This is a genomic window from Acinetobacter sp. ANC_7654 (assembly GCF_056779855.1).
The window spans coordinates 127360-150892 of the sequence record NZ_JBWYIR010000007.1 but is presented as its reverse complement, the minus strand read 5'-3'; the positions used below and the strand labels follow the sequence as shown (position 1 = coordinate 150892).

Annotated in this window: 25 protein-coding genes; 4 read left to right on the top strand and 21 right to left on the bottom strand. The window is 39.8% G+C overall.

Annotation, left to right across the window (positions count from 1 at the left end; translation table 11 throughout):
- Window positions 1–19: 19 nt before the first annotated feature.
- Entirely contained in the window at window positions 20–1000 is a 981-nt protein-coding gene (gene pheS / locus AC1M86_RS09510; protein WP_035265373.1) for a phenylalanine--tRNA ligase subunit alpha, read from the bottom strand.
- A 169-nt stretch (window positions 1001–1169) separates the two neighbouring features.
- Here pheS and AC1M86_RS09505 point away from each other — a divergent pair, with 169 nt between their 5' ends.
- Window positions 1170–2195, top strand: coding sequence for a hypothetical protein (locus AC1M86_RS09505; RefSeq protein ID WP_481607835.1), 1026 nt, complete (start codon window positions 1170–1172; stop codon window positions 2193–2195).
- Here AC1M86_RS09505 and AC1M86_RS09500 read toward each other — a convergent pair.
- The 6 genes from AC1M86_RS09500 to AC1M86_RS09475 all read right to left on the bottom strand — a co-directional run bounded on the left by AC1M86_RS09500 (window position 2180) and on the right by AC1M86_RS09475 (window position 4938).
- Complete coding sequence (locus AC1M86_RS09500; RefSeq protein ID WP_481607834.1) at window positions 2180–2719, bottom strand: P-loop NTPase family protein; 540 nt, start codon at window positions 2717–2719, stop codon at window positions 2180–2182. The two genes, AC1M86_RS09505 and AC1M86_RS09500, sit on opposite strands and share 16 nt — an antisense overlap.
- Before the next feature lie 83 nt (window positions 2720–2802).
- The gene (gene rplT, locus AC1M86_RS09495; RefSeq protein ID WP_004867327.1) at window positions 2803–3162 is read right to left on the bottom strand and encodes a 50S ribosomal protein L20; all 360 of its coding nucleotides are present in this window, start codon (window positions 3160–3162) and stop codon (window positions 2803–2805) included.
- Window positions 3163–3173: 11 nt separating this feature from the next.
- Window positions 3174–3368, bottom strand: coding sequence for a 50S ribosomal protein L35 (gene rpmI, locus AC1M86_RS09490; protein ID WP_004278281.1), 195 nt, complete (start codon window positions 3366–3368; stop codon window positions 3174–3176).
- A 158-nt stretch (window positions 3369–3526) separates the two neighbouring features.
- Window positions 3527–3952 (bottom strand): YqaA family protein, encoded by a 426-nt coding sequence (locus AC1M86_RS09485; protein WP_035265367.1) that lies wholly within the window; start codon window positions 3950–3952, stop codon window positions 3527–3529.
- The gene (locus AC1M86_RS09480; RefSeq protein ID WP_481588718.1) at window positions 3949–4248 is read right to left on the bottom strand and encodes a hypothetical protein; all 300 of its coding nucleotides are present in this window, start codon (window positions 4246–4248) and stop codon (window positions 3949–3951) included. Before AC1M86_RS09480 ends, AC1M86_RS09485 begins: the two co-directional genes overlap by 4 nt.
- Window positions 4249–4320: 72 nt before the next feature.
- Window positions 4321–4938: a glutathione S-transferase family protein gene (locus AC1M86_RS09475; RefSeq protein WP_481607833.1), complete on the bottom strand. Its 618-nt coding sequence runs from the start codon at window positions 4936–4938 to the stop codon at window positions 4321–4323.
- Window positions 4939–5218: 280 nt separating this feature from the next.
- On the opposite strand from AC1M86_RS09475, the gene AC1M86_RS09470 reads away from it, so the two are divergent.
- Complete coding sequence (locus AC1M86_RS09470; protein ID WP_481595065.1) at window positions 5219–5689, top strand: Hsp20 family protein; 471 nt, start codon at window positions 5219–5221, stop codon at window positions 5687–5689.
- A 440-nt stretch (window positions 5690–6129) separates the two neighbouring features.
- On the opposite strand, the gene infC is transcribed toward AC1M86_RS09470, so the two are convergent.
- Both infC and thrS read right to left on the bottom strand, forming a co-directional pair.
- Window positions 6130–6681, bottom strand: coding sequence for a translation initiation factor IF-3 (gene infC / locus AC1M86_RS09465; RefSeq protein ID WP_081403231.1), 552 nt, complete (start codon window positions 6679–6681; stop codon window positions 6130–6132).
- 5 nt (window positions 6682–6686) lie between these two features.
- On the bottom strand, window positions 6687–8609 hold the full coding sequence (gene thrS / locus AC1M86_RS09460; protein WP_481607832.1) for a threonine--tRNA ligase: 1923 nt from the start codon (window positions 8607–8609) through the stop codon (window positions 6687–6689).
- 325 nt (window positions 8610–8934) lie between these two features.
- Between thrS and AC1M86_RS09455 the strand changes: the two genes are divergently transcribed.
- Window positions 8935–10554, top strand: coding sequence for a glutamate synthase-related protein (locus tag AC1M86_RS09455; RefSeq protein WP_481607831.1), 1620 nt, complete (start codon window positions 8935–8937; stop codon window positions 10552–10554).
- Window positions 10555–10612: 58 nt separating this feature from the next.
- Here the strand turns inward: AC1M86_RS09455 and AC1M86_RS09450 are convergent, their stop codons facing one another.
- The 3 genes from AC1M86_RS09450 to AC1M86_RS09440 are packed head-to-tail and all read right to left on the bottom strand — an operon-like array spanning window position 10613 to window position 14844.
- Complete coding sequence (locus AC1M86_RS09450; RefSeq protein WP_481607830.1) at window positions 10613–11812, bottom strand: alanine racemase; 1200 nt, start codon at window positions 11810–11812, stop codon at window positions 10613–10615.
- A 3-nt stretch (window positions 11813–11815) separates the two neighbouring features.
- Entirely contained in the window at window positions 11816–13105 is a 1290-nt protein-coding gene (locus AC1M86_RS09445) for a D-arabinono-1,4-lactone oxidase (RefSeq protein WP_481607829.1), read from the bottom strand.
- Window positions 13102–14844: a neutral/alkaline non-lysosomal ceramidase N-terminal domain-containing protein gene (locus tag AC1M86_RS09440; protein ID WP_481607828.1), complete on the bottom strand. Its 1743-nt coding sequence runs from the start codon at window positions 14842–14844 to the stop codon at window positions 13102–13104. The genes AC1M86_RS09445 and AC1M86_RS09440 overlap by 4 nt, the downstream gene beginning before the upstream one ends.
- 264 nt (window positions 14845–15108) lie before the next feature.
- Here AC1M86_RS09440 and AC1M86_RS09435 point away from each other — a divergent pair, with 264 nt between their 5' ends.
- On the top strand, window positions 15109–16749 hold the full coding sequence (locus AC1M86_RS09435) for an acyl-CoA synthetase (RefSeq protein ID WP_481587552.1): 1641 nt from the start codon (window positions 15109–15111) through the stop codon (window positions 16747–16749).
- Between the two features lie 57 nt (window positions 16750–16806).
- On the opposite strand, the gene yjgA is transcribed toward AC1M86_RS09435, so the two are convergent.
- The 9 genes from yjgA to mazG all read right to left on the bottom strand — a co-directional run bounded on the left by yjgA (window position 16807) and on the right by mazG (window position 23485).
- Window positions 16807–17340 (bottom strand): ribosome biogenesis factor YjgA, encoded by a 534-nt coding sequence (yjgA, locus tag AC1M86_RS09430; RefSeq protein ID WP_035265351.1) that lies wholly within the window; start codon window positions 17338–17340, stop codon window positions 16807–16809.
- A gap of 2 nt (window positions 17341–17342) precedes the next feature.
- Window positions 17343–17612, bottom strand: a complete 270-nt coding sequence (locus AC1M86_RS09425; RefSeq protein ID WP_035265349.1) for an HPr family phosphocarrier protein — start codon at window positions 17610–17612, stop codon at window positions 17343–17345.
- Window positions 17609–18460 carry an RNase adapter RapZ gene (rapZ, locus tag AC1M86_RS09420; protein WP_035265345.1) on the bottom strand — a complete coding sequence of 284 codons (852 nt, stop codon included), beginning with the start codon at window positions 18458–18460 and terminating at the stop codon, window positions 17609–17611. The genes AC1M86_RS09425 and rapZ overlap by 4 nt, the downstream gene beginning before the upstream one ends.
- 39 nt (window positions 18461–18499) lie before the next feature.
- Window positions 18500–19339 carry a pantoate--beta-alanine ligase gene (gene panC / locus AC1M86_RS09415; protein ID WP_179998617.1) on the bottom strand — a complete coding sequence of 280 codons (840 nt, stop codon included), beginning with the start codon at window positions 19337–19339 and terminating at the stop codon, window positions 18500–18502.
- Between the two features lie 2 nt (window positions 19340–19341).
- A complete protein-coding gene (gene panB, locus AC1M86_RS09410) occupies window positions 19342–20151 on the bottom strand; it encodes a 3-methyl-2-oxobutanoate hydroxymethyltransferase (RefSeq protein WP_481597617.1) in 810 nt (269 codons plus the stop codon).
- A gap of 40 nt (window positions 20152–20191) precedes the next feature.
- On the bottom strand, window positions 20192–20680 hold the full coding sequence (gene folK, locus AC1M86_RS09405; protein WP_481591534.1) for a 2-amino-4-hydroxy-6-hydroxymethyldihydropteridine diphosphokinase: 489 nt from the start codon (window positions 20678–20680) through the stop codon (window positions 20192–20194).
- Window positions 20677–22134 carry a polynucleotide adenylyltransferase PcnB gene (pcnB, locus tag AC1M86_RS09400; RefSeq protein WP_481588712.1) on the bottom strand — a complete coding sequence of 486 codons (1458 nt, stop codon included), beginning with the start codon at window positions 22132–22134 and terminating at the stop codon, window positions 20677–20679. The genes folK and pcnB overlap by 4 nt, the downstream gene beginning before the upstream one ends.
- A gap of 153 nt (window positions 22135–22287) precedes the next feature.
- Complete coding sequence (locus AC1M86_RS09395; RefSeq protein ID WP_481607827.1) at window positions 22288–22698, bottom strand: ComEA family DNA-binding protein; 411 nt, start codon at window positions 22696–22698, stop codon at window positions 22288–22290.
- Window positions 22691–23485 carry a nucleoside triphosphate pyrophosphohydrolase gene (gene mazG / locus AC1M86_RS09390; RefSeq protein ID WP_481607826.1) on the bottom strand — a complete coding sequence of 265 codons (795 nt, stop codon included), beginning with the start codon at window positions 23483–23485 and terminating at the stop codon, window positions 22691–22693. Before mazG ends, AC1M86_RS09395 begins: the two co-directional genes overlap by 8 nt.
- Window positions 23486–23533: the final 48 nt, after the last annotated feature.

The window sequence follows — 23533 nt, the reverse complement described above, 5'->3', positions numbered from 1 at the left end:
GAGGATTTAATAAAAAGTTTTAAGCAAACTGGCGTAAGAAACGCACATCATTTTGGTAGAACATACGCAAGTCGTTTATGCCATAACGAAGCATTGCAAAACGTTCAACACCTAAACCAAATGCAAAGCCTTTGTACTTGTCTGGATCAATACCCGCTGAACGAAGAACATTTGGATGTACCATGCCACAACCTAATACTTCTAACCATTTTCCTCGCTCATCCATGATGTCGACTTCAGCACTTGGTTCTGTGAATGGGAAGTAAGATGGGCGGAAACGTACTTTCAAGTCTTTTTCAAAGAACTCATTCAGCAAATTAACCAATAATCCTTTTAACTCAGCAAAGCTCGTATTTTCTGCAACGTACAAACCTTCAATCTGGTGGAACATCGGAGAATGTGTTTGGTCTGAGTCACAGCGATACACACGACCTGGACATACAATACGAATTGGTGGTTGCTGTGTTTCCATCGTTCGAATCTGTACACCAGAGGTATGCGTACGAAGCAAATGGTTTACATCGAAGTAAAAGGTATCGTGCATTGCACGCGCAGGGTGATGACCAGGAATATTTAATGCCTCAAAGTTGTGATAATCATCTTCAACCTCTGGACCAGTCGCAACAGAAAAACCTGCTTTCGTGAAGAATTGACAAATACGCTCTTGTACTTGGGTCACTGGGTGGATACTGCCCACCTGTTGTCCACGACCAGGCAACGTGATGTCGATCTGTTCACTTGCTAATTTTTGTTCTAGTGCAGCTTTTTGTAATGCAGTTTGACGCTCAGTTAATGCGCCATTAATCGCTTCTCGAACTGAATGAATCTGCGCACCAAAAACCTTACGCTCTTCCGGATCCATTTTACCCAGTGCTTTCGATTGTTCAGCAAGCTGGCTTTTCTTACCCGTAAATTGCACTCGAACCTGATCGAGTGTTGCAAGGTCTTGAGCTGCTGCAATGGCAGCGAGCGCTTCAGTGGTCAGGGCTTCCAGTGACATAGTAACTCTCAAAGCAACAAATATAAAAAATAATATAACTGCGCATTCTAACAGCTTTTATAGCTCCGTATGAAGATCAGCAAGTGTTAAAATTGGATGTGGAATTAAATTGGAAATTACATTTATAAAAAGTTTAAGATATGCGCAATGATCATTGAGAAGATATGTCATGGCATTAGATCAAATTTGGAAACAACAGCTCACACTTGTGACTTACGGCAATGAGTTTTTAAGTCAGGATTTAAGTTTTCAACACTGGAAAAATCATGCGATTTTTAATCAGCACCATTTCCTTTTTCGAGATTTAAATACGCAACACTTATTGGCACAACATTTCCAAGTTTGGTTAGAAAGCTTAAAACGTCAGGGTGTCACACGCTTAAGCCTACATAACTCAAGTTTATTAATCGATGAAAAAAATCCCAATCCAAATGTTGAGCTTTTACCATATCCCCATTTCATTGTCAGTCATCACCGCAATGTAAAAACAGCATGGATCTGTGGTAAAGAACTTGCCGAATGGTATAGTTCTGAACAAGACTTCGAGATACCAAACAACCAAACACTCCCTGCACGAATTGAAACATTTTGGCGTTTTGATCTATCCACCCAACATATCAAACGTGTTGAGGCAGATCTTCAAGCACCTAATTGGAATGATATTCACGACTACACAGAGAATGAGCTGTTCGATCGCGCATTAGCACAAGGGGTGGAATCTGTTAAACGTGGCGCAATCTTTTATGGTACTGACGATCAATCACCCTCCAACGCTGGAGCTGCCTTACCATTACTGCCACAAGATTATGCAGCACCTTATGCCAATGAAACCTTAGTGCGTTTCATGCATCTAGAACAACATTTAAAGATTCAAAAACGAAAGCTTTTGGAGCAAGATCATCAAGAATCTCTTGAGGAAGAAAAACAACTGAAGGTATTTCAACAAAAGTTAGATGACCTGAGTGCAAAATTCATCACTAAAGTAGCAAATCACTATAAAACTGCTCATTTAAAAAGCCCCGAAATTCACTCCCCTTTGGATGAAGCCTCAACGCATACTCAACATGGAAAACGATTTTTCAACAATGATTCCAGTTCTCACCAACCCACACCTAAAACAGGTAAATCAAATGTGTTTGCCCTCATTTTAGTCACTGCAATAATCTGTTTCTGCGCTTACTATTTTGGACTGTGATGTTTTAAAAATTCATCTAATTGTTCAGTTTTATGAAAATGTAGCCACTTTATATGATGATATTGAGTGGCATTCATCATCTGCAAATATTTAAATCTATTTTTCCCATGTGTTTGGACTACCCACAATATTATTGAGTCTTTACTTAACAATTTCGCCCAATGTTCTCTATTGTTAGAATTTTTCCATATTTTCTTTTGGCTAATCACACGGTATAGCGACCTCTTAATCACACGATAAAGATTTACGCGTAGTGAAAAATCCAACCACATCACAGTGTCGATCTCACTTAAGATTAAATTTTGAATCAGAGAATAATTACCATCAATCACGAAGCCCTTATTCATAGACCTAACACGATTTATAAATTTTTCTTGAAATTCTATTGAAGATGACTCAGTCCAGTTATCCAACCAAAAGAGATTATCAAGTTCAATATGATCGACTTGCAGTTGAACAGCCAACTTACGTGCAAAGGTTGTTTTCCCAGATGCTGCTGTACCGACGACCATAATTTTATTCATACTAATCTCTTGGCTTTATTTGGTCGTAAACAATGAAAATAAAAAAGACCGCTAAAAAGCGGTCTTTTTCTCATCTACGATGATTAAGCAGCTAATGCGCCTTTAGCTTTTTCAGCTAAAGCAGCAAATGCAACTGCGTCATGCATAGCGATGTCAGCAAGTACGCGACGGTCGATGATCACTTGAGCTTTTTTCAAGCCATCGATCATACGGCTGTACGACAAACCATTTTGACGTGCACCAGCATTGATACGCGCAATCCATAAAGCACGGAATTGACGTTTCTTTTGACGACGGTCACGGTAAGCATATTGACCTGCTTTGATTACCGCTTGGAACGCTACGCGGTAAACACGTGAACGAGCACCATAGTAACCTTTAGCGCGAGCAAGAATTTTTTTGTGACGGCGATGAGCCTGTACACCACGTTTTACACGAGCCATTTATAATCTCCTTAGATGTACGGGCACATACGACGAACTGAAGCAACGTCACTTACGTGAACCATTACACAGCCGCGCAATTGACGAATACGCTTAGCAGATTTTTTGGTCAAAATGTGGCGTTTGAACGCTTGTTTACGCTTAAAACCGTTAGCAGTCGCTTTGAAGCGTTTTGCTGCACCACGGCGAGTTTTCATCTTAGGCATAACAACCTCTTTTGAACACCTGTTCGGCTCGTTTGCACCATTACAATACGACCTGCAGGTAAGGGAGCGAGTATTCTATAGCATCTTTGCGCAAAACAAAAGCACCGTTAATCTTGATTCAGACAAATTAATCTTGATGAGTTTTACTCTACGAAAATTTAGAACAAACCAAGATACACCCAGTAAATAAATAGATACCGACCTGTTTTCGCTATACCCACCACGAAGATAAATTTCCAGAATTTTTCTTTCAAAATTCCTGCAATTAAGGTGATTGGATCACCAATGATAGGCACCCAACTTAAAAGAAGTGACCATGTACCATACTGCTGATAAGCCCGTTGAGCACGAATCATTTGATCTGACTTAAATGGAAACCACTTTTTGGTTTTAAACTGCTCTATTTTTAAGCCCAACCACCAATTAACGCATGAACCCATCACATTCGCTACACTTGCAACAAAAATAAGCATCCACGGCGAAAATTGTTTTAGAGCAAATGACCCCAACAATATTGCTTCGGACTGTAAGGGCAATAAAGTGGCGGCTCCAAAGGCACTTAAGAACAATAAAATCAGATTCATTTACTGGACTTATTCACCGCTAGAAGTTTCTGAGTTTTACGATATTCTTTTATCGACCACGCAATTGCCAACACTACTATGATGACACGTAGCACCGTATATTTACTCGTAATTGCTGGAATCACCTGTTTTAATTGATCCCTAGAATCTGGATCGATTGCTGCAATGATATTTTGCACATGAAATATTTCGACGATATAAGAAGCAACACAGAGTAAAATACCAGCAATAATTGCCCAGTATACTTTTGAATTAGATTCAACAATTTTGCTAAAATTTAAAAAAAAATCCTTCATGGCAGTTCTCCATAAAAAAACCACCAAATGGTGGTTTAGATATGTAGAGTTTATCACACTTAAATCCGTGATCTACTTTAGTAGTGCAAGCGCCTTTTGTACCGCTGGTCTCTGTTGGATACGTTGAATATAAGCTTCCACTTCAGCAAACTCTGCTAAATGAATACTTTGCCACTCGTGCCGCATCAACCAAGGGAAAATTGCCATATCCGCAATAGAGTACTCACCTGCCACATAGTCTTGCCCAACTAACTGCTTATTGAGCACCCCATATAATCTTTTAGTTTCTGTAATGTAGCGCTCGATCGCATAAGGGATTTTCTCTTTAGCAAATTTAGCAAAATGATGATTTTGACCTAACATCGGTCCTAGACCACCCATTTGCCACATCAACCATTGTTCAACCTGAATCCTCGCGATTTCGTGCTGAGGATAGAATTGTCCCGTTTTACGTCCTAAATATTGCAGTATTGCACCAGACTCGAAAATCGAAATCGATTGATTATTCGGTCCATTTTGATCAACTATCGCAGGAATTTTATTATTAGGAGAAATCGCAAGAAAGTCAGTTTGGAACTGATCATTTTCTAATATATTGATTGGATAGATTTGATAATCTAAAGCCATTTCTTCGAGTGCAATTGTTATTTTTAATCCGTTGGGTGTTCCCCAGTAATATAAATCGATCATTACAGTTCAGGCTCCATATGCCCTTTGTTGATTGATTTATCCACCATAAATCATTTCAAACCAAACAACAAGGATAGAAATTTTTTATTTATAAGTTATAAAAAATCAATTATTTATAAAATATTTTAAAAATTTTTTGAATTTATTATTGAAAAATTTCGGTCTGAACCTATATAAAAAATTGCCAGATTTATGATGATCATCTGGTTCTGTTGATGATAGTCATGACAGAACAACATTCTTATTTTTATGACTTTGCTGACCTCAGGAGGTTTTAATCATGAGTAACTTAAATCTTCATCCATTGTTTCGTCGTAGTATTGGTTTTGATCGTTTAAACGATTTTATTGATTACGCAATGCAAAGTGATGCTCCAAACTACCCACCTTATAACATTGAAAAAAAAGGTGAGAACAGATATCGCATCGTGGTCGCTACTGCAGGATTTAGTCAAGATGAGTTAAATATCAGTCTTGAAAATCAACTTCTCTCAATCACAGGAAAACCTGAAGCTATTCAATCTGAACAAACCGAATATCTTCATAAAGGAATTGCGCGTCGTTCATTTAAATTATCGCTTCGCTTAGATGAACACATTGAAGTTCAACAAGCAGATTATGAAAACGGCTTATTAGTGATCGATTTAGAGCGTATCATTCCAGAAGAGAAATTACCTCGACAAATTCCAATTGGCAAAAAACTTCTGTTAGAAAATACAGAGTCTACTGAAAAAACAGTTCATGTCGAATAAAACATCGAAGTTGATGAGTCACAAAAAAGCCGATGCAAAAGTATCGGCTTTTTTTATAGATCAAATCTACAGGTGCTTTGAGCAACTAACTTTCTGATGAACTCATGTGCAATAAAAAAGTCTTTATGAATCATCTTAAAGACGTTAAAACACTCCAAACCTATTCAGCTTTACCATCCATCTAGAATTTTCTATGCACAAGTACGAGTTTACCTGTCGAAATAATTACATTTTTTACTCAAGCCACAAAATGATTCGAGAAGTTTAAAATATACGTTTATTAGACTTCACTAAAGTACTGCCTGATGGAAATATTCAACTGATGATTTATACCACAACTACAGTCGTTCCTCTCTTTACTAACTCAGGTGTACCTATATTCCTTCAATCAACATATAAAAAAAGCCCTGCATGTGCAGGGCTTTTTCTCTAAATCGGTTTTACTTTTTCTTTTTAGGACCAAGTAACATACCCATTTGACGGCCTTCCATTTTTGGTGCTTGTTCCACTACACCGATTTCAGCCACATCAGCTTCAATCTTTTGTAATTGAGCAAGACCCAATTGTTGGTGAGCCATCTCACGACCACGGAAACGTAGAGTAATTTTAACTTTGTTGCCTTCTTCAAGGAATTTCAGAATAGCACGCAACTTAACATTGTAATCACCAACGTCTGTACCAGGACGCAACTTGATCTCTTTAACCTGAACTTGATGCTGCTTTTTCTTAGCATCTTTTTGCTTTTGCTTCAGATCAAATAAATGCTTGTTGTAATCCATGATTTTACAAACAGGCGGCTCTGCATTCGCAACGATCTCAACGAGGTCAAGATCAACTTCTTCTGCAGCACGCAACGCTTCAGCAAGTGAAACGATGCCTTTTTGTTCTCCGTCAGCGCCAACGAGACGCACTTCTTTCGCACGAATCTCATCATTTAATGCAGGACGATTGCTTTTAGCACCTTGTTGTTGGTTACGGTCAGGCTGTTTAATCTTTCTTACTCCACAATATACCGGCCGCGTTCGGCTACGGCTACTTTCACTAAGTCAACGAATGCATCGATAGACATAGTACCTAAATTTGTTCCAGAGCGAGTACGTACATTCACTGTACCTTCCTCTACTTCTCGATCCCCAAGCACCAATAGGTATGGAATACGCTCTAAAGTACGCTCACGAATCTTAAAGCCGATTTTCTCATTTCTCAAGTCTGAAATCGCTCGAATGCCATTTTCTTGCAATTTAGCGACGACTGACTGACAAGCATCTGCTTGAGAATCGGTAATATTCATCACACATGCTTGAATTGGTGCCAACCATGGTGGCATAAATCCAGCGTAGTGTTCAATAAGTATACCAATAAAACGTTCAAAACTGCCAAGAATTGCACGATGAAGCATCACAGGATGATCACGATCGTTGTCTTCAGTGACATAAGATGCATCTAAACGTAATGGCAAGTTAAAATCGCATTGGATTGTACCGCACTGCCAGATACGACCTAAACAATCTTTCAAAGAAAATTCAATTTTAGGACCGTAGAACGCACCCTCACCAGGTTGTAAATCCCAAGCGAGACCTGCTGCATCCAGTGCGTCAGCTAAAGATTTTTCAGCAACATCCCAAAGCTTATCATCCCCTACACGCTTTTCTGGACGTGTTGAGAGTTTCATTTGCACTTCTTCAAAACCGAAATCTTTATAAACATCTAAAGTCAGTTTGATAAAGTCAGCAACTTCTTGACCAATTTGCTCAGTTGTACAGAAAATGTGTGCGTCATCTTGGGTGAAACCACGAACACGCATAATCCCATGTAATGAACCCGATGGTTCGTTACGGTGACATGAACCAAATTCAGCAAGACGAATTGGTAAATCACGGTAAGATTTTAAACCTTGGTTAAACACTTGAACATGACATGGGCAGTTCATTGGTTTAACGGCATAGTTACGGTTTTCAGAATGTGTAGTAAACATGTTTTCTGCATAGTTTGCAGCATGTCCTGATTTTTCCCACAGACTAAAATCGACCACCTGAGGTGTGCGAATCTCTTGATAACCATTGTCCTGCTGAACTTTACGCATGTATTGTTCTAAAACTTGATAGATCGTCCAGCCATTTGGATGCCAGAACACCATGCCTGGTGCTTCTTCTTGCATGTGGAACAGATCAAGCGCTTTACCAATTTTACGGTGGTCACGCTTTTCAGCTTCTTCAATACGTTTGATATAAGCAGCCAACTGCTTCTTATCCGCCCAAGCCGTACCATAAATACGTTGAAGTTGTTCGTTTTTCGCATCACCACGCCAGTAAGCACCTGACATCTTCGTCAACTTAAATGACTTTAAGAATTTAGTGTTTGGTACGTGTGGACCACGACACATATCCACATATTCTTGATGATAATAAAGACCCATTTGAGTCTCATCTGGCATATCTTCGATGAGGCGTAATTTATAATCTTCACCACGCTCAGTGAATACTTTGATCACTTCATCACGAGGTGTCATCTTTTTAATGACATCATAATCTTGATCGATGAGCTTTTTCATACGCTCTTCGATGGCAGCCATATCATCTGGTGTAAATGGTTTTTCACTGTAGATATCGTAATAGAAACCATCTTCAATGACAGGTCCAATCACCATCTTTGCTTCGGGGAAAAGCTGCTTCACTGCGTGACCAACTAAATGGGCACAAGAGTGACGAATAATTTCAACACCTTCATCATCTTTAGGCGTAATGATCTGCAACGTGGCATCATCAGTGATTAAGTCACATGCATCAACTAGATGGCCGTTTACACGACCTGCAACCGTATTTTTTGCAAGACCTGGACCGATGCTTTGAGCAACTTCCATGACAGAGACAGCTTGATCAAATTGTTTGTGATCGCCGTTTGGCAAAGTAATAATTGGCATAAAAAATCCTTAAGGAGTGATGCCCCGTACAATGGAGCATGTCACCGCGAGATTATGATCGAGGCGAACCTCAAAAGATAAAAACGGTGGATAAATAAAATCGCTAGAGATTTTACACGTGTCACGTTGTTTAATAAACCGTTAATCGAGCATTAGGCGATAGCAGTTTTAATTGTGACAAAAATAGTTAAAATATATTCCCAATCTAATATTTAAACCAATATTATCCCAATTATAGAAAAATAATCTTTTATACTTTCTATTAGATGATCAACATACTTTTAAACAAATAAATATAACCCACTGAAATCATTAGGCAGGTCATATGAAATCTCACCCACTAATTGCTTGGTCTACACTCCAGCCGCTTAAACCCGCATATGCTTTAGCAGCCAATGTGGATCTTGTTGTTCTTCGTCTTGAAGATCATGATGAAGAAAAAGTCGTAGTCATGTATGGTCGTTGTCAGCATCGCGGAGCACTCATGTCCGATGCCCATATTCAAGGCGACAAAATTGTATGTGGCCTTCACGGCTCTCATTACATCTATAAAACTGGCATTAACCCGAGATATCTCAATAAAAATCTGCAAAAATTTAAAGCTTGGATTCATGATGATCATGTCTATGTTGACTTAGAAGAAATCGAAGCTTGGGAAAAAAGAAATCCACAGCAATTCAACCGTGATCGTTATCAAGGACTCTACGCAGATTCTCAGCCTGCTCCTGAAGAGCCACACAATAGATTCATCTTAGAATTAGCTCGAAATGGTCTAAAAAATTTCGGTCATCATGGTCCTACCGCAGCCATGGGTGTGCCTTTTGACAAACTTCCAAAATGGGAAGATATTCAACTGGTCACAGCTCAACTTTGGAAAGTTCCTCTACTGGATGATGCCCCCGTTGCAAGCGAAGTGATTATTGGACCAAATGCAAAAAAACCATTGAGACTCAATATTCCATTATTTGTTTCCGACATGAGTTTTGGAGCTTTATCGCAAGAAGCAAAAACTGCACTGGCAATGGGTGCGGAAATGGCAGGTACTGGCATCTGTTCTGGTGAAGGTGGAATGTTAGATGATGAACAAGCCTCGAATTCACGATATTTTTACGAGTTGGCCTCTGGTCGTTTTGGCTATGACATTGAAAAAGTAAAAAAGTGCCAAGCTTTTCACTTTAAAGGTGGACAGGCAGCAAAAACAGGAACAGGCGGACATCTACCCGGGCATAAAGTGGTCGGAAAAATTGCAGAAGTACGTGGTTTAGAAGAAGGACAATCTGCGATTTCTCCCGCAACCTTTCCGGATTGGACTGAACTTTCACAGTACAAGGAGTTTGCAAACTATATACGCGAGCAGACAGGTGGCATTCCGATTGGCTTTAAACTGTCTGCACAGCATATCGAAAAAGACATTGATGCTGCGATTGCGATAGGTGTGGACTACATTATTTTAGATGGTCGTGGTGGTGGTACAGGTGCAGCACCAACATTATTCCGTGACAATATTTCAGTGCCGACCATTCCTGCTTTAGCACGGGCACGTCGTCATTTAGATCGTTTAGGACGTCGTGACATTAGTTTGGTCATTACAGGTGGCTTACGTGTCCCTGCTGATTTTATTAAAGCCTTAGCGCTGGGTGCAGATGCCATTGCCGTGTCTAACTCTGCCATACAGGCAATTGGTTGTTTGGGAATGCGCGCGTGTAATACAAATGAATGCTCTGTCGGTATTGCAACACAAAAAGATCATTTGCGTCGAAGACTCGAAATAGAAAAATCAGCACAGCAACTCGCCAACTTCTTCAATGCTTCAGTCGAGTTGATGCAAGTAATGGCGCGTGCTTGTGGGCATGACCATTTAAGTAAATTTAATTTGGATGACTTAACCACTTGGAAAAAAGAAATCAGTGAATTAACGGGCATCCATTACGGCGGCGTCCAATAAATTTCAAACCAATGCTAAAAAGGGATGATTAACTTCATCCCTTTTTTTCTTTTAATCACTACTCTCTAAAATTTTCCCAAGGTTCAAATCTACTCGTTTCCAAATCAGATGAATTCCACTCATTTTCTTTTCGATAAAGGTACGTGCGATTGAACTGCGGGATGACCACCTCACTCTGGCTCGGTCGAATAAATACATAGTCATCAGGATGGATATCAATTTTACGATCGACACAAATCATTTCCTGGTTGGTGCTTCGTCCATACAATAAATGAGGATGAGATTTTGCTGGATAAACATATTGACCCATCCAATAGCCACCGTAGATAAAAACCGCTTGATGCTTCTGAAAGAATTTTATTTTTTTAAATGAAGGTATCCCTGGCAATGAGACTTCGTCTAATACTTTCAGTACGGGACTCGCAATATATAAAGCGGGTTTAAGCAAAGAAAGATGTTCAGAATCAAAATCGCTGGGCTTTAGCAACATTGAGCCAAATGACAGATCATTACACACACTATGTTTCACGTGAAAACTAAAGGTTGGACTTCCTCCTCCGTTAAAACACAGCTGAGCATGATTTAAATCTGGGAATTGGTGTTTTAAGATGTGCTGATAATTTTGATAAATATGTTGAGACTCAGCATAAGCTGTTTCTGCACGCTTCACCATCTTAGGTAGTTTAGTAACATGCGCATCGTAGCCCATTAAACCACTCAAATTTAGCGTTTTTTGATGCTGCTGAATATAATTGAGCATTTGTATAAATTCAGCAGAATTTTGAACGCCTCCACGATGTAATCCCACATCAATTTCAAGATTGATATTGAAGCTAAATCCCAGTTGATCAGCCAAGGCATGATATTGTTGCAAACGAGCAAAGGAATCAATTAACCAATGTATCTTGCATTTGATTGGCGTGTGATGGTTTTGATAAAACCTTTCTACTGCACGAATTGGCATCGGCTTGCCAAAGAGTAAATCAGCTTGATCAAAATGATTGAACATCAATTGTAAGTGATCAATATGGAACACCATAAAGTGTCGGGTGTCTAAATCGAAACTTAGCTTTTTTAACAAAGGCAAACAAGCCAAAGATTTAACGACTAACCGCGGTTTTAAGTGCTTTGCCGAAGCTAGCTGCTGTTTTACATAAGCAATATTAAAGTTTAATGCATCGTCATCGATCAAGAGCATAGGTTGACCTAAACCATGTGCCCGCAAATCATCATTCATTTGATTAAAAAAACTATTCATCTCTCATCCTTGTTGCCCAAGTAATAGTTTTTCAAGATAGGGATTGAGAAACTTTCGATGGGGATCGAGCGCTTCTCTGATTTGCATAAATTCATTCCATTTCGGATAAAGAGCTCGCATCTCTTGGTGAGACAGTTGATGCATCTTAGCCCAGTGTGGACGGCCTCGATATTTTTGAAAAATCGGCTCAATAAGATCAAATACTTTTTGAGGTGACTGCTTATAATATTGATGGATTGAAATCGAAATACTGTCTTGCTGATAGAAAGGACTTAGCCAAATATCGTCCCCTTTGACCACGCGGAATTCGATAGGGAAAAAAGAATTTATTTGATATTTTCTAAACGTTGCAATCACTTCTTTGATGCATTGAATACCATTCTCAATTGGAATTTGATATTCCATTTCATTGAATTTGGTATTCCGAGGTGTTGCAAAAATATCACCCGACCAATCAATGAATTCTGTTGGCTTCACAAAAACACCGACTAATTTTTGAAGATATTTCGTCAAAAAAGGGGCTTTTTTAGAAATTTCACAACACCATGTTAAAAGTTGATCCTCAGATGGCCAAGAAGTTTCTCTTGGCTTCACCTCACCCTCTGTAACATCAAGTGTTTTAAAAATTAACTGATCTGTAAAAGGGAAAATAAAATACTCCAAATGCCGATGTTGGTGCATCAATTGGAGAAATTGATCAAGGCTTTCTTCTACAGGGGCTAAATGAATTTTCTCTTCCAATTTATATCTAGGGCGGTTTTGCATGGTTATTTTCGTTAATATCCCGAGTGATCCCAACGATACTCTCCCTGCCTGAAAAATTTCAGTGTTCTCCGTCTTGGAGCATTGGATTAACTCCCCGTTTGCCTGTAATAGCTCAAAATCTTCTACATAGCCTGAAATAGAATATAGCGCTGCACCTGTCCCGTGTGTTCCTGTAGACACAGCACCAGCTAAACTTTGTTGATCAATATCACCCTGATTCATAAGCGACTGTTCATAAGGAGCAAGATGCTGTCCTAAATTGAATAGTCGAGTACCTGCCCATAACGTCGCTTGGCATTTAGCCTGATCAGCATTTAAGACACTTGAAAATCGGTCTAAAGAAATAATAGACGCATCCGTTTTTACCAAAGGAGTAAATGAATGCCCTGCACCAACCACACGAACTTTAGGATGTTGAATCACAATATCCTGTAATTCATGTAATTGATCTGGATATAAGATATGTTGCGGGTTTGAGTGGCAATATCCCGACCAGTTAGACCAATAATGATGTGTCAGATTACTCATGTTGCCAACTCCTTTTGTGCAACGGCGGTTTGAACATTTCCCCGATTGGTTCTTTTCTCTAATTCTTTTTGAGGTACTGCTTTAGGTACGCAATTTGATAATTGACGTTGTTCAGGTGGCAAACAAATCTGTTTAGCCAAATGTTTAAAATAGGTTTGAAAAGCTGCCAAAGTCCATTGACCAAATAAAGTGTGTCCACCTTCATAGGCTTGTTCTTGATATTCTTCGAATGTCGTGACATAGCCCATATAGTCATTACAATAAGATGCAAACCAAATTTTTGCGTTAGGAAATGTCGGTAATACACTTTTCTGAATGGTATTTAATACGCGCTTACCTGAAGTTGTTGTAAACTCTCCGGGAGCACATACCAAAAAAAGTTGACCGATTCGAATGAGCTGAATTGGCACAATATGTGGCACTAAATCGCTCTCTTGAATTGCGCCAGCGTGAACTTGAGCATTCATTTCAGCAATGAGTGGATCTAAAACACCAGGAAGTGAACCTAATTTTTTTCCTAATATCCGATGCTGACCCGATTCAAAAATAATATTTTTGGGTCCTTGAGCATGATAAAGCTTCTGATAATAAGCACTTTCCGCTGGATCTTTTGAATTCAATTTACTTCGTTTGAATTGTTTTGAAAGTAAATTCATAGCCATGATCAATGGCTTTGCAGCACCCACACCATCGACTGGTGTGCCCGCAATAAATGCTGTCCCATGACAAGCTTGGCTTGTTATCGCATTGCTATATCCACCTGAAAACTCTGGATCAGCCACAGTATTTGCCATATCAACATACTCGAGTACTGCATCCAAATCTTGATATTGGATGTTTTGATTCTGTTGCTCAAGTAAAGCGGCTAAAGCATACTCACTCTGTATACGACCATTGTTTCTCGCATAGATGTATTCTGCTTCTCCTTTTATCTTTTTTCTGATCTTAGTCTGATTCTTTCCATGGAAGTGTGGTGACACATCGCCTGCTGTTGCTTGCGCAAATATACAAACTGGTCCATCCACCCCAGCAGCACTTAAGGTCTCTTCCGAAAGTGTTGCGGCATAGCCTTTATTATCACCATCATGAGCGTCTAATTGATTGCCCAAACATGTCGCATGCACACCAAACAGTGACAACAGAGAATGAAGCTTTTCCCCACGATAAAAGCCAAGGACTTGCATTTGTCGATTGATTGCTTTGTAAGTTTCAGATTCACCGACGAATGCAGTATCGAGATTTCGATTATACGCTTTTATCGAGCGATTCCATGCCACAGGGACTTGCTCAGGAATGTCAATTGTCGCTAATCGAATCTCTGTAAAATCGCGATTGAATAATGCCTGTTGAATACTGGATTGCACAGCATCCACAACTGCATCAAGGTGCTCAGGCACAAATCCTGGTGTCGGCATATTATAAAGAGCTTCATAACCACAACCGCCTGGACCTGAATGGGTATGCGTTGCCATTAGAACCAAACGATGCGGATCGAAACAATCCCTCAACGTTTCATTCAAGCGTTGGATTACATTGATTCGAATTGCTGAAGTAATACAGCCAAAATCTAGACAACATAATATCAATGGGGCATCTTGATCTTTTTGAATGGTCACTGTTCTCGCATACAGCGCAGTTCTTTTTTTATAGGCACGGTGATGCCACATCCCATAGCCAAACATGGCATAGCCTTTGGGTTCGATGTTAATTTCATCTTTCCCCCACCCAACAATATACATATGCAAAATCCTTTTGCTTTTATTATTCGATTTTGAAACTTAAAATCTGTTTAAAATTTACCCTATTTCTCGATCAATTACATTATTCAGCACAAATAAATATCACCAACTTCACGAATAAATCGCAATAAAATGAAGTTAAAAAATATGAAATTTCGCCTAATTGACAAAATGTCACGTTTGCTCGACTAAAGGATAAATGTATTCCGTTTATTTTTTGCTTATCTTTTACTCAGGATTATAAAAATGAAGATGGATACTAAAATGAATTTAAGTCCGTATGACGAACTACCTAGAACGCCAGCAAATTTTGTTGCCCTTTCTCCACTCAGATATTTAGAGCGTGCGGCCTATATCTACCCTCAGCAAGATGCAATTATTCATGGTACACGCCGGATTAGCTGGAAAGAAAAGTACAAACGTTGCCGGCAATTTGCCGATCAGCTGCAAAAGCTTGGTATTCAAAAAAATGATACTGTGTCGGTATTACTTCCAAATATTCCAGCCATGATCGAAGCGCATTTTGCAGTGCCTATGGCAGGCGCTGTACTCAATACATTAAATACGCGCCTAGATGCAAAAACACTCGCATTTATGCTTGAACATGCTGAATCAAAAGTACTTTTAGTTGACCCTGAATTCTCAGAATTAGCACAGGAAGCTTTAGCACAAGTTCCTCAGGACATTTATGTTATCGATGTTGCAGATACTGAATATGAATTCAATGATCAAGCGCCCCGTATTGGAAAAATTGAGTATGAATCTTGGCTTTCACAAGGTAATCCTGAGTTTGAGTGGCAATTACCACAGGATGAATGGGATGCCATCAGCTTAAACTACACCTCAGGCACAACTGGGAATCCAAAAGGTGTGGTCTATCATCATCGTGGGGCTTATATTAATGCAGCGAGTAATATCATTGCTTGTGGTATGACACCCCGTGCCACCTATTTATGGACTTTGCCTCTGTTCCATTGTAATGGATGGTGTTTCGCTTGGACCATGGCCGCCAACGGTGGCACAAATGTTTGTCTTCGAAAAGTTGATCCAGCACAGATCTATCAATTGATCGCGGATCATCAAGTCGATTACTTCTGCGGTGCACCAATTGTATTGTCCATGTTGATCAACACACCAAAAGAGCAACAACGCGAAATTAATCATCGAGTCGAAGTGATGGTTGCTGGTGCAGCGCCACCAGCTGCCATTATTGAAGGTATGCGAAATCTAGGAATCAATGTTACCCACGTTTATGGTCTCACTGAAACCTATGGACCATCAGCGCTATGTGCTTCGCAAGCAGGCTGGAGTGATTTAAGCATCCAAGAACAAGCTCAACTACATTCACGCCAAGGTGTACCTTATCCACTTCAAGATGGGATGAAAGTATTGGATCCTGAAACGATGCTGCCTGTACCGAACGATGGTCAGACCATGGGGGAAATTATGTTCCGTGGCAACATTGTCATGAAAGGTTACTTGAAGAACCCTGAAGCCACCGCTGAAGCATTTGCTGGTGGATGGTTCCATACTGGCGATCTTGCCGTATGCCAGCCTGATGGTTATGCCAAAATTACAGATCGCTCGAAAGATGTGATTATTTCTGGTGGTGAAAATATTTCTTCACTTGAAGTGGAAGAAGTACTTTATCAACACCCTGCCGTGCTGACAGCTGCAGTTGTTGCAAAACCTGATCCACGTTGGCAAGAAGTTCCATGCGCATTTATTGAATTGAAGCAAGGGCAACAAGCTACACCTGAAGAAATCATTGAATACTGCAAACAACATCTTGCTCGATTCAAGGTACCCAAAGACGTAGTGATTACTGAAATTCCTAAAACCTCAACAGGCAAACTGCAAAAGTTTGTGTTGCGAGATTGGGCAAAAGATCGTGCTGCACTCTAAATATTAAGCATCTAAGAAATAAAAAAGGTCTGAAACATCAGACCTTTTTTTTTACCATTAACGATCAGAGATAAGTGCAACTTGCTGAACGTAATTCAGCAAATTTAACTTAGATTGTGCAACAGCATCCTCACCTAAGTTTTTTTGAATATCACGTTCAATACGAAGTAAATGCTGACGTATTGCATGATGCTCTGCAGCATTGTAAGTCTTCATAAATTCTTTAATAACAGGCTCACCTTGTGCAATCATACGATCGACCCAGCGGTGCAATTGTGCTGTCTTTTTCGCCCCTTGTTGAGGTGTCAAATAAGATAAGATCATGCTCTCGTCTTCATTGCGTAATAATTTACCAATACGCAAAAATTGACGACGACGAGCCTCACCTGATGTTATCAATTGAACATCCAATAAAGCTTCAATTAAGCGCTCTTCCACAGGAAGGCTTTCAATCTTTTTTTTGGGTAACTCAGCAAGTTGAGCCCCTAAAGCAGCCATACGTTGTACAGCTTTCTTTTGTTCAGTTTTACTTGCACGTCCTTCTAAAGACTCAAAATCATCTTCAGTAAAACGTTGCGATCGACGTGCCACGATTATTCAGCCTCGTAAAATTTTGCTGCGAATAATGCTTGAACTTCAGACAAAGCTTTCTCTTCATCTGCCCCTTCAATCACTAGTCTTAATGTAGTTCCTTTGCCTGCACCGAGCATGAGCAAAGACATAATATTTTTGGCATCGACTAATTTATCGCCCTTACCAATTTTAATCGAACTTCGAAATTTGGTAGTGACCTCAATGAGCTTGCCTGACGCACGCGCATGTAATCCTAATTTGTTAATTACGTCAACAGTTGTGTCAATCATGACCAGTGCTTCATTTCTCTATGCAAGACCTGAATAGACCATTGTGCCTCAAGCGCCTTTTTGAGTCTATCCACAATAAATACAGAGCGGTGCTGACCACCTGTACATCCAATCGAAACCGTAATGTAATGGCGATGCCCTTCTGCAAAGGCAGGCAACCACTTCTCTAAAAATTGCTTTAAATCCTCAAACATCATATTCACTTGGTCAAATGATGTCAGGAATTTTTCAATGGGCTCATCTAAACCCGAATATTTTCTAAGCTCTAAATCCCAATGTGGATTGGGTAAATGCCGCACATCAAAAATAAAATCAGCATCCAACGGAATACCATGCTTATATCCAAAAGACTGTAAAATAACAATTAAGTTATCTACCTGCCCTAAGCGGGATAATAATGTATCTTTAAGATCATGGACACTTTTATCTGATGTATCAATCTGTACAGTTGCTCTTAATTGAATCGGCAACAGTAATTGTTTCTCTTCCTGAATGCACTCATTCAGACTTTTAAAACGATTCGCCAGTGGATGAGGTCGACGCGAAGCACTAAAACGAGCAATTAACTCTTGATCTTTGGTGGTGAGATAAATCACCTCGACCTCACCATGTTTTTCCAGTTGCTGATAAACTTGCTCAAATTCTTGCAAATCAGCGCGTGTACTCCGAACATCAACCCCTAAAGCCAATTGTTCTAAATTATTTTCTTGATCTAACTTTCCAACGATCTCAGGAAGTAATGCTAGCGGCAAATTATCGATACAGTAATAACCTAAATCTTCGAGAACCTGCAATGCAGATGACTTCCCTGAACCGGATTGTCCTGTAACAATAAGAATTCGCTTCATGCACCACACCTGACGATCATCATCGAGTTTAATCCTGTTTTAATGACTGATTTGTAAATTGTCGATCAAGCGTGTCGAACCAATTTTCGCAGCAACAAATAACACAATATCTTGGTCAAATTGCTCTACTGCCTGCAACATTGGATTACGTGCTTCAACATAATCCACGACAAAGCCAGCATCACTTAAAGTTGATTTTATCTCAGCAAGAACCTCTGTAAGCGCTTGACCTTGTTTTAAATTTGTTTCAGCAGTTTTTAAAGATTGATAAATGACTGGTGCAATTTGACGATGTTCAGCCGAAAGATAACCATTACGTGAACTTAATGCCAAACCATCTTCAGCACGTGCAATTGGCACACCAATAATTTCAATCGGCATGTTCAAGTCACGTACCATTGTCTTAATCACAGCCAACTGCTGGTAGTCTTTTTGACCAAAAAATGCAAAATGCGGTTGTACGATATTAAATAACTTCGTTACCACTACCGCAACACCATCAAAGTGCCCCGGACGTTGAGCACCACATAAATCATTGGTAATTTGACCGACACTAATGTTTGTTAAGCGAGGTTGACTGCCATACATTTGCTCAACTGAAGGTGCAAAAATAATGTCACAACCCTCTTCAGCCAACAACTGACTGTCTTGATCAAGTGTGCGTGGGTAACTGTCATAATCTTCATTTGGGCCAAATTGAATCGGATTCACAAAAATACTGACCACAACCACATCACATAATTTACGTGCTTCACGTACTAAATTTAAGTGACCTTGATGTAGATTCCCCATGGTCGGGACAAAACCAATAGTCTTTCGTGCTTGACGAGCAGCATGAAGGGATGCGGTTAAACCATGGATTGTTGTTTCAGTTTTCATGATTAAAGCTCAACTTGGAACGTATGTTCTTTAGCAGGGAAAGATTGATCTAGTACAGCAACATGATACGATTTGATTGCATCAAGAATGGACGTTTCACCAGACTGTTCTTTCATAAAATTACGTACAAAACGTGCAACACGACCGAAGTTTAATCCCAGCATATCTTGAACAACCAGAACTTGACCATCGGTTTGTGCTCCAGCACCAATACCAATCACAGGTACATGCGGAAATAGTTCTGTAATTTCTTGACCCAATTGTGCAGGTACACACTCTAGCAATAACACTGCAGCCCCAGCCTCAACAACGGCTTTACAATCAGCAATCAGCTGATCCGCAGCTTCACGCGTTTTGGCTTGTAATTTATAGCCACCAAATACATGAACGGATTGCGGCGTTAGTCCAAGATGGACACACACTGGAATACCATTGCGAGTCAATACTTCTACCGTTTCAGCAAGCCAAGCACCACCTTCAAGCTTGACCATTTGTGCGCCAGCCTGCATCACTTTTTTCGAGTTTACTAGTGCATCATTAAGTGTGGCATAACTCATAAAAGGCAGATCAGTTAAGATGAAAGCATGGTTATTTCCACGACGTACAACTGAGGTGTGATAGACCATATCTTCCACATTCACAGGCAACGTTGAATCATGGCCTTGAATAGTCATCCCAAGCGAATCACCAATTAAAATGGTATCTATTTCAGCAATTTCCATTGCCTTCGCCATACTGGCGTCATAACAAGTCAGACATGAAAATTTTCGACCTTGCTGTTTGAATTGTCTTAAATCGCTCAGACTGATCATAAGATGCCCTCTAACACAGTTCCTTAGAACATTTTAAAGTTTAAATATTGATCCAAGATGAATCTGCTAAAACATCCAATTGGCTGTGTTTTGCAATATTCGTTTCTCGAATTTTCTGTCCATGAATTTCTAATTCGACATCCAGATCTAATAACGGCAGTATGACAAAATCTCGCTCAAATATCCCGATATGCGGAACAGTTAAGCGATCATTTTGAATCGTTTGATCACCATATAACAATAGATCTAAATCGAGTGTGCGTTCACCCCAACGACGTAAACGCACCCGCCCTGCTTCATTTTCTATTTTTTGTAATTCATCCAATAATTCAAGCGCCGTTAGACTCGTATCTAAACGAACGACCGCATTGTGGTAATGTGGTTGGTCTTGAGGACCCATAGGTGGACTATGATAAAGCCTTGATGCTTTCACCATACCCAGCATTGCCAGTTTCGTATAGGCTTCTGCCATCAACTGCTGAGAATCACCTAAATTACTTCCCAGTCCAATATATGTTCGTACTGTCATTGGATAGGACCAAACACCACTGTATTTAAATCGCGTTTGACACGTTTACGCTTCAAAATAGGATGATCAGCTGCAATACCATTATCCAAAGCGATACTCGCATTTTGCTCTGTTCTTCGCTCATTCGCTGAAGCGGCCTTACGACTGCGGCGGCTACGTGACTCCGTTTCTTTAACTAGCGGTTCAATCTGCTGAGGCTTTGTTTCCGCAACATCTTCGGTCACGGCAACTTTACGTCGTGATTTAGTCCGTTGACGATTGTACTGCGCAATCACACGCTCTTTTTCGTCCAAAGACATCAACTGATAAGCATCCCACCATTGACCCATGCCATTGGTCGTCTGATCTCCAGACTTTTCACGCAGCAACATAAAGTCAAAACCTGCTCTAAAACGAGCATGACCTGAGAGTGCTTCAATTTGCTGAGGTTTTGGGTTCAACAAACGAGTTTGCATTTCCCAAACTTCACGAATAAATGTTTCTGCAAAACGCGGGATAATCGTGCGTGTCGCTTGGCGCTTCAGCACATCTAAGCCAGCTTGAGCACGTGCTTCAGCTGCCACAACACCTTTGTGCATATAAAAATCACAACGCTCAAGGAATGGTTTCCACAACAATACCGCATAGAAAAATGCAGGGTTGATCGTTTTACCAATTTGAATTCGCTGATCTGTATTTTTCGCTGCACGTTCAATAAATGCATCAATATGAGGAGGAATATCTGCAAATAATTGCTTCCAGATTCCAAACTCAATCAACATCGGGAGCACACGATTCAAATGCCCCATTGTGAATAACTTTTGAGATTCATCATATAAACGATGTGGTGATACATCACGTAAAAGCAAGGTTGCTTCAGGTGTAAATACGTCTAAAATTGCAGGATCAATTTTAAAGTTAAGTTTCGCAGCAAATCTCAGTGTTCGTAACATACGAACTGGATCTTCTTCAAAGCGTAACTTTGGATCACCCAATAAACGCAATGTTTTTGTTTTTATATCATCAATAGCGTTACAGAAATCAAGAACGATACCCTTACGCGGTTGGTAATACATCGCATTGATTGAGAAATCTCGACGAGCAAAATCTTCCTCAATTGAGCCCCAATTATTATCTCTTAGAATCATCCCTGCAGCAGAAGTCACTGCTTTTTTAGGAGGAGCTCGGAAAGTGGCCACTTCAATTAATTCACGACCAGAATAGACATGAGCCAACTCAAAACGACGACCAATAATTCGGCAACGACGACCAAATACTTCTTTGATTTGTGAAGGTGTCGCATTGGTTACAGCATCGAAATCTTTAGGCGCAAGTCCAAGCATCAAATCACGGACACCACCACCGACGATATAAGCTTCATAGCCGGCTTTAGTTAAAGAATCAATAACATCTAAAATGGAAGAAGGTAATTGTGCAGTGGATAAACCGCACTTTGACGCGTGCAAAGTTTGCAAAAGACGCTGTCTCCTACGTCAGAACGTAAAATCATAATTGTGCTAATCATAGCTCTAACACAATCAAAGGGCAATTTTATTCTCCAGGATTCACTGTCAAAATTGATTAAATTTCAACACCCCTTAGTACCATTCGTTCTCTATAAAAATGTGTTAGAGGGCTAACTGGTTGCGATTCTTTTCGATAAACTTGGGACCTATTCCTTTGACATTTTGAAGTTCATCTATTGACTTAAAACTGCCATGCTTTTGCCGATACTCAATAATTGCAGCAGCTTTCTTCTCACCCACTCCTTTAATCATTTGTAGTTCAACCATTGAAGCCGTATTAAGACGAACTTTAGTTGATTGCCCGACACCACCAGCTGCTTGCTTTGATGATGTATTTACGGCTGGTCGAGATAAATAATGGTTCGCACTTTGCCGGTTAAGTCGTTGATCATGAGCTTCTTGCTCTGCTTTCCATTTTAAGTAAGATTGATCAAACTGTTGTGGATATGCCGAACTGATTAAACTCACACATGCAGTAAATATCAGAAGAAGAAAAGAAATGATGCTATTCATGTTGAACCTGAATTTTATTGTTATGTCGCTTTAGATACACTTTTGCCTGATCCCACAATTGGTCCATTTCTTTGAGACTCATATTTTCAATGGGCGTATTTCTATTTTTTGCCTGCAACTCAATGTATGAAAAACGTTGTTTAAATTTGTGGATGGTTCCAAGTAGAGCCATCTCACTTGAAATGCCGATTTTACGTCCAACATTGATTAAAGAAAATAAACAATCTCCAAACTCTTCTTGTATTTCGTCGGAATTTTGATGGTTGAGGGCTTCTCTTAATTCAGATAACTCTTCATCTAACTTTTCATACGCCTGCTCAACATTTTCGAAATCAAATCCAATCTGAGCTACATTTTTTTGAATTTGCTCGGCTTGATCTAAGGCAGGACCCGCTTTAATTTCATCTAAACGTGATTTAGTTTTGTCTTTGTTCTCTTCAGCCTTAATTTTTTGCCAAAGTTCACTCACCTGCTGTTCATTCAGTTGTTCAAATTGAGCTGATTGAAAGACATGAGGATGTCTTCGAATCAACTTGTCGCACAACGTTTCCACCACATCATGAAAATTAAATGCTCCTTGCTCACTATACATTTGCGCTTGAAATACAACTTGCAGCAGAAGATCTCCTAATTCCTCTTTTACATGCGCTGTATTTTGTGATCGAACTGCTTCTTCAACCTCATAAGCTTCTTCAATCGCATAGCGAGTCAAGCTTTCAGGCGTTTGTTTTTGATCCCATGGACATTTCGCACGAAGCTCTTGCATGATATTTAAAAGTTTTTCCATGAAAGTTGATCTCTAGTGAATGATGAGTTTAAAGTTATTGTTGATTCA

What these genes read in the sequence shown, in the direction of transcription:
- pheS (WP_035265373.1), bottom strand. Translation starts at nt 1,000, where the DNA reads ATGTCACTGGAAGCCCTGACCACTGAAGCGCTCGCTGCCATTGCAGCA.
- AC1M86_RS09505 (WP_481607835.1), top strand. Translation starts at nt 1,170, where the DNA reads ATGGCATTAGATCAAATTTGGAAACAACAGCTCACACTTGTGACTTAC.
- AC1M86_RS09500 (WP_481607834.1), bottom strand. Translation starts at nt 2,719, where the DNA reads ATGAATAAAATTATGGTCGTCGGTACAGCAGCATCTGGGAAAACAACC.
- rplT (WP_004867327.1), bottom strand. Translation starts at nt 3,162, where the DNA reads ATGGCTCGTGTAAAACGTGGTGTACAGGCTCATCGCCGTCACAAAAAA.
- rpmI (WP_004278281.1), bottom strand. Translation starts at nt 3,368, where the DNA reads ATGCCTAAGATGAAAACTCGCCGTGGTGCAGCAAAACGCTTCAAAGCG.
- AC1M86_RS09485 (WP_035265367.1), bottom strand. Translation starts at nt 3,952, where the DNA reads ATGAATCTGATTTTATTGTTCTTAAGTGCCTTTGGAGCCGCCACTTTA.
- AC1M86_RS09480 (WP_481588718.1), bottom strand. Translation starts at nt 4,248, where the DNA reads ATGAAGGATTTTTTTTTAAATTTTAGCAAAATTGTTGAATCTAATTCA.
- AC1M86_RS09475 (WP_481607833.1), bottom strand. Translation starts at nt 4,938, where the DNA reads ATGATCGATTTATATTACTGGGGAACACCCAACGGATTAAAAATAACA.
- AC1M86_RS09470 (WP_481595065.1), top strand. Translation starts at nt 5,219, where the DNA reads ATGAGTAACTTAAATCTTCATCCATTGTTTCGTCGTAGTATTGGTTTT.
- thrS (WP_481607832.1), bottom strand. Translation starts at nt 8,609, where the DNA reads ATGCCAATTATTACTTTGCCAAACGGCGATCACAAACAATTTGATCAA.
- AC1M86_RS09455 (WP_481607831.1), top strand. Translation starts at nt 8,935, where the DNA reads ATGAAATCTCACCCACTAATTGCTTGGTCTACACTCCAGCCGCTTAAA.
- AC1M86_RS09450 (WP_481607830.1), bottom strand. Translation starts at nt 11,812, where the DNA reads ATGAATAGTTTTTTTAATCAAATGAATGATGATTTGCGGGCACATGGT.
- AC1M86_RS09445 (WP_481607829.1), bottom strand. Translation starts at nt 13,105, where the DNA reads ATGAGTAATCTGACACATCATTATTGGTCTAACTGGTCGGGATATTGC.
- AC1M86_RS09440 (WP_481607828.1), bottom strand. Translation starts at nt 14,844, where the DNA reads ATGTATATTGTTGGGTGGGGGAAAGATGAAATTAACATCGAACCCAAA.
- AC1M86_RS09435 (WP_481587552.1), top strand. Translation starts at nt 15,109, where the DNA reads ATGAATTTAAGTCCGTATGACGAACTACCTAGAACGCCAGCAAATTTT.
- AC1M86_RS09425 (WP_035265349.1), bottom strand. Translation starts at nt 17,612, where the DNA reads ATGATTGACACAACTGTTGACGTAATTAACAAATTAGGATTACATGCG.
- rapZ (WP_035265345.1), bottom strand. Translation starts at nt 18,460, where the DNA reads ATGAAGCGAATTCTTATTGTTACAGGACAATCCGGTTCAGGGAAGTCA.
- panC (WP_179998617.1), bottom strand. Translation starts at nt 19,339, where the DNA reads ATGAAAACTGAAACAACAATCCATGGTTTAACCGCATCCCTTCATGCT.
- panB (WP_481597617.1), bottom strand. Translation starts at nt 20,151, where the DNA reads ATGATCAGTCTGAGCGATTTAAGACAATTCAAACAGCAAGGTCGAAAA.
- folK (WP_481591534.1), bottom strand. Translation starts at nt 20,680, where the DNA reads ATGACAGTACGAACATATATTGGACTGGGAAGTAATTTAGGTGATTCT.
- AC1M86_RS09395 (WP_481607827.1), bottom strand. Translation starts at nt 22,698, where the DNA reads ATGAATAGCATCATTTCTTTTCTTCTTCTGATATTTACTGCATGTGTG.
- mazG (WP_481607826.1), bottom strand. Translation starts at nt 23,485, where the DNA reads ATGGAAAAACTTTTAAATATCATGCAAGAGCTTCGTGCGAAATGTCCA.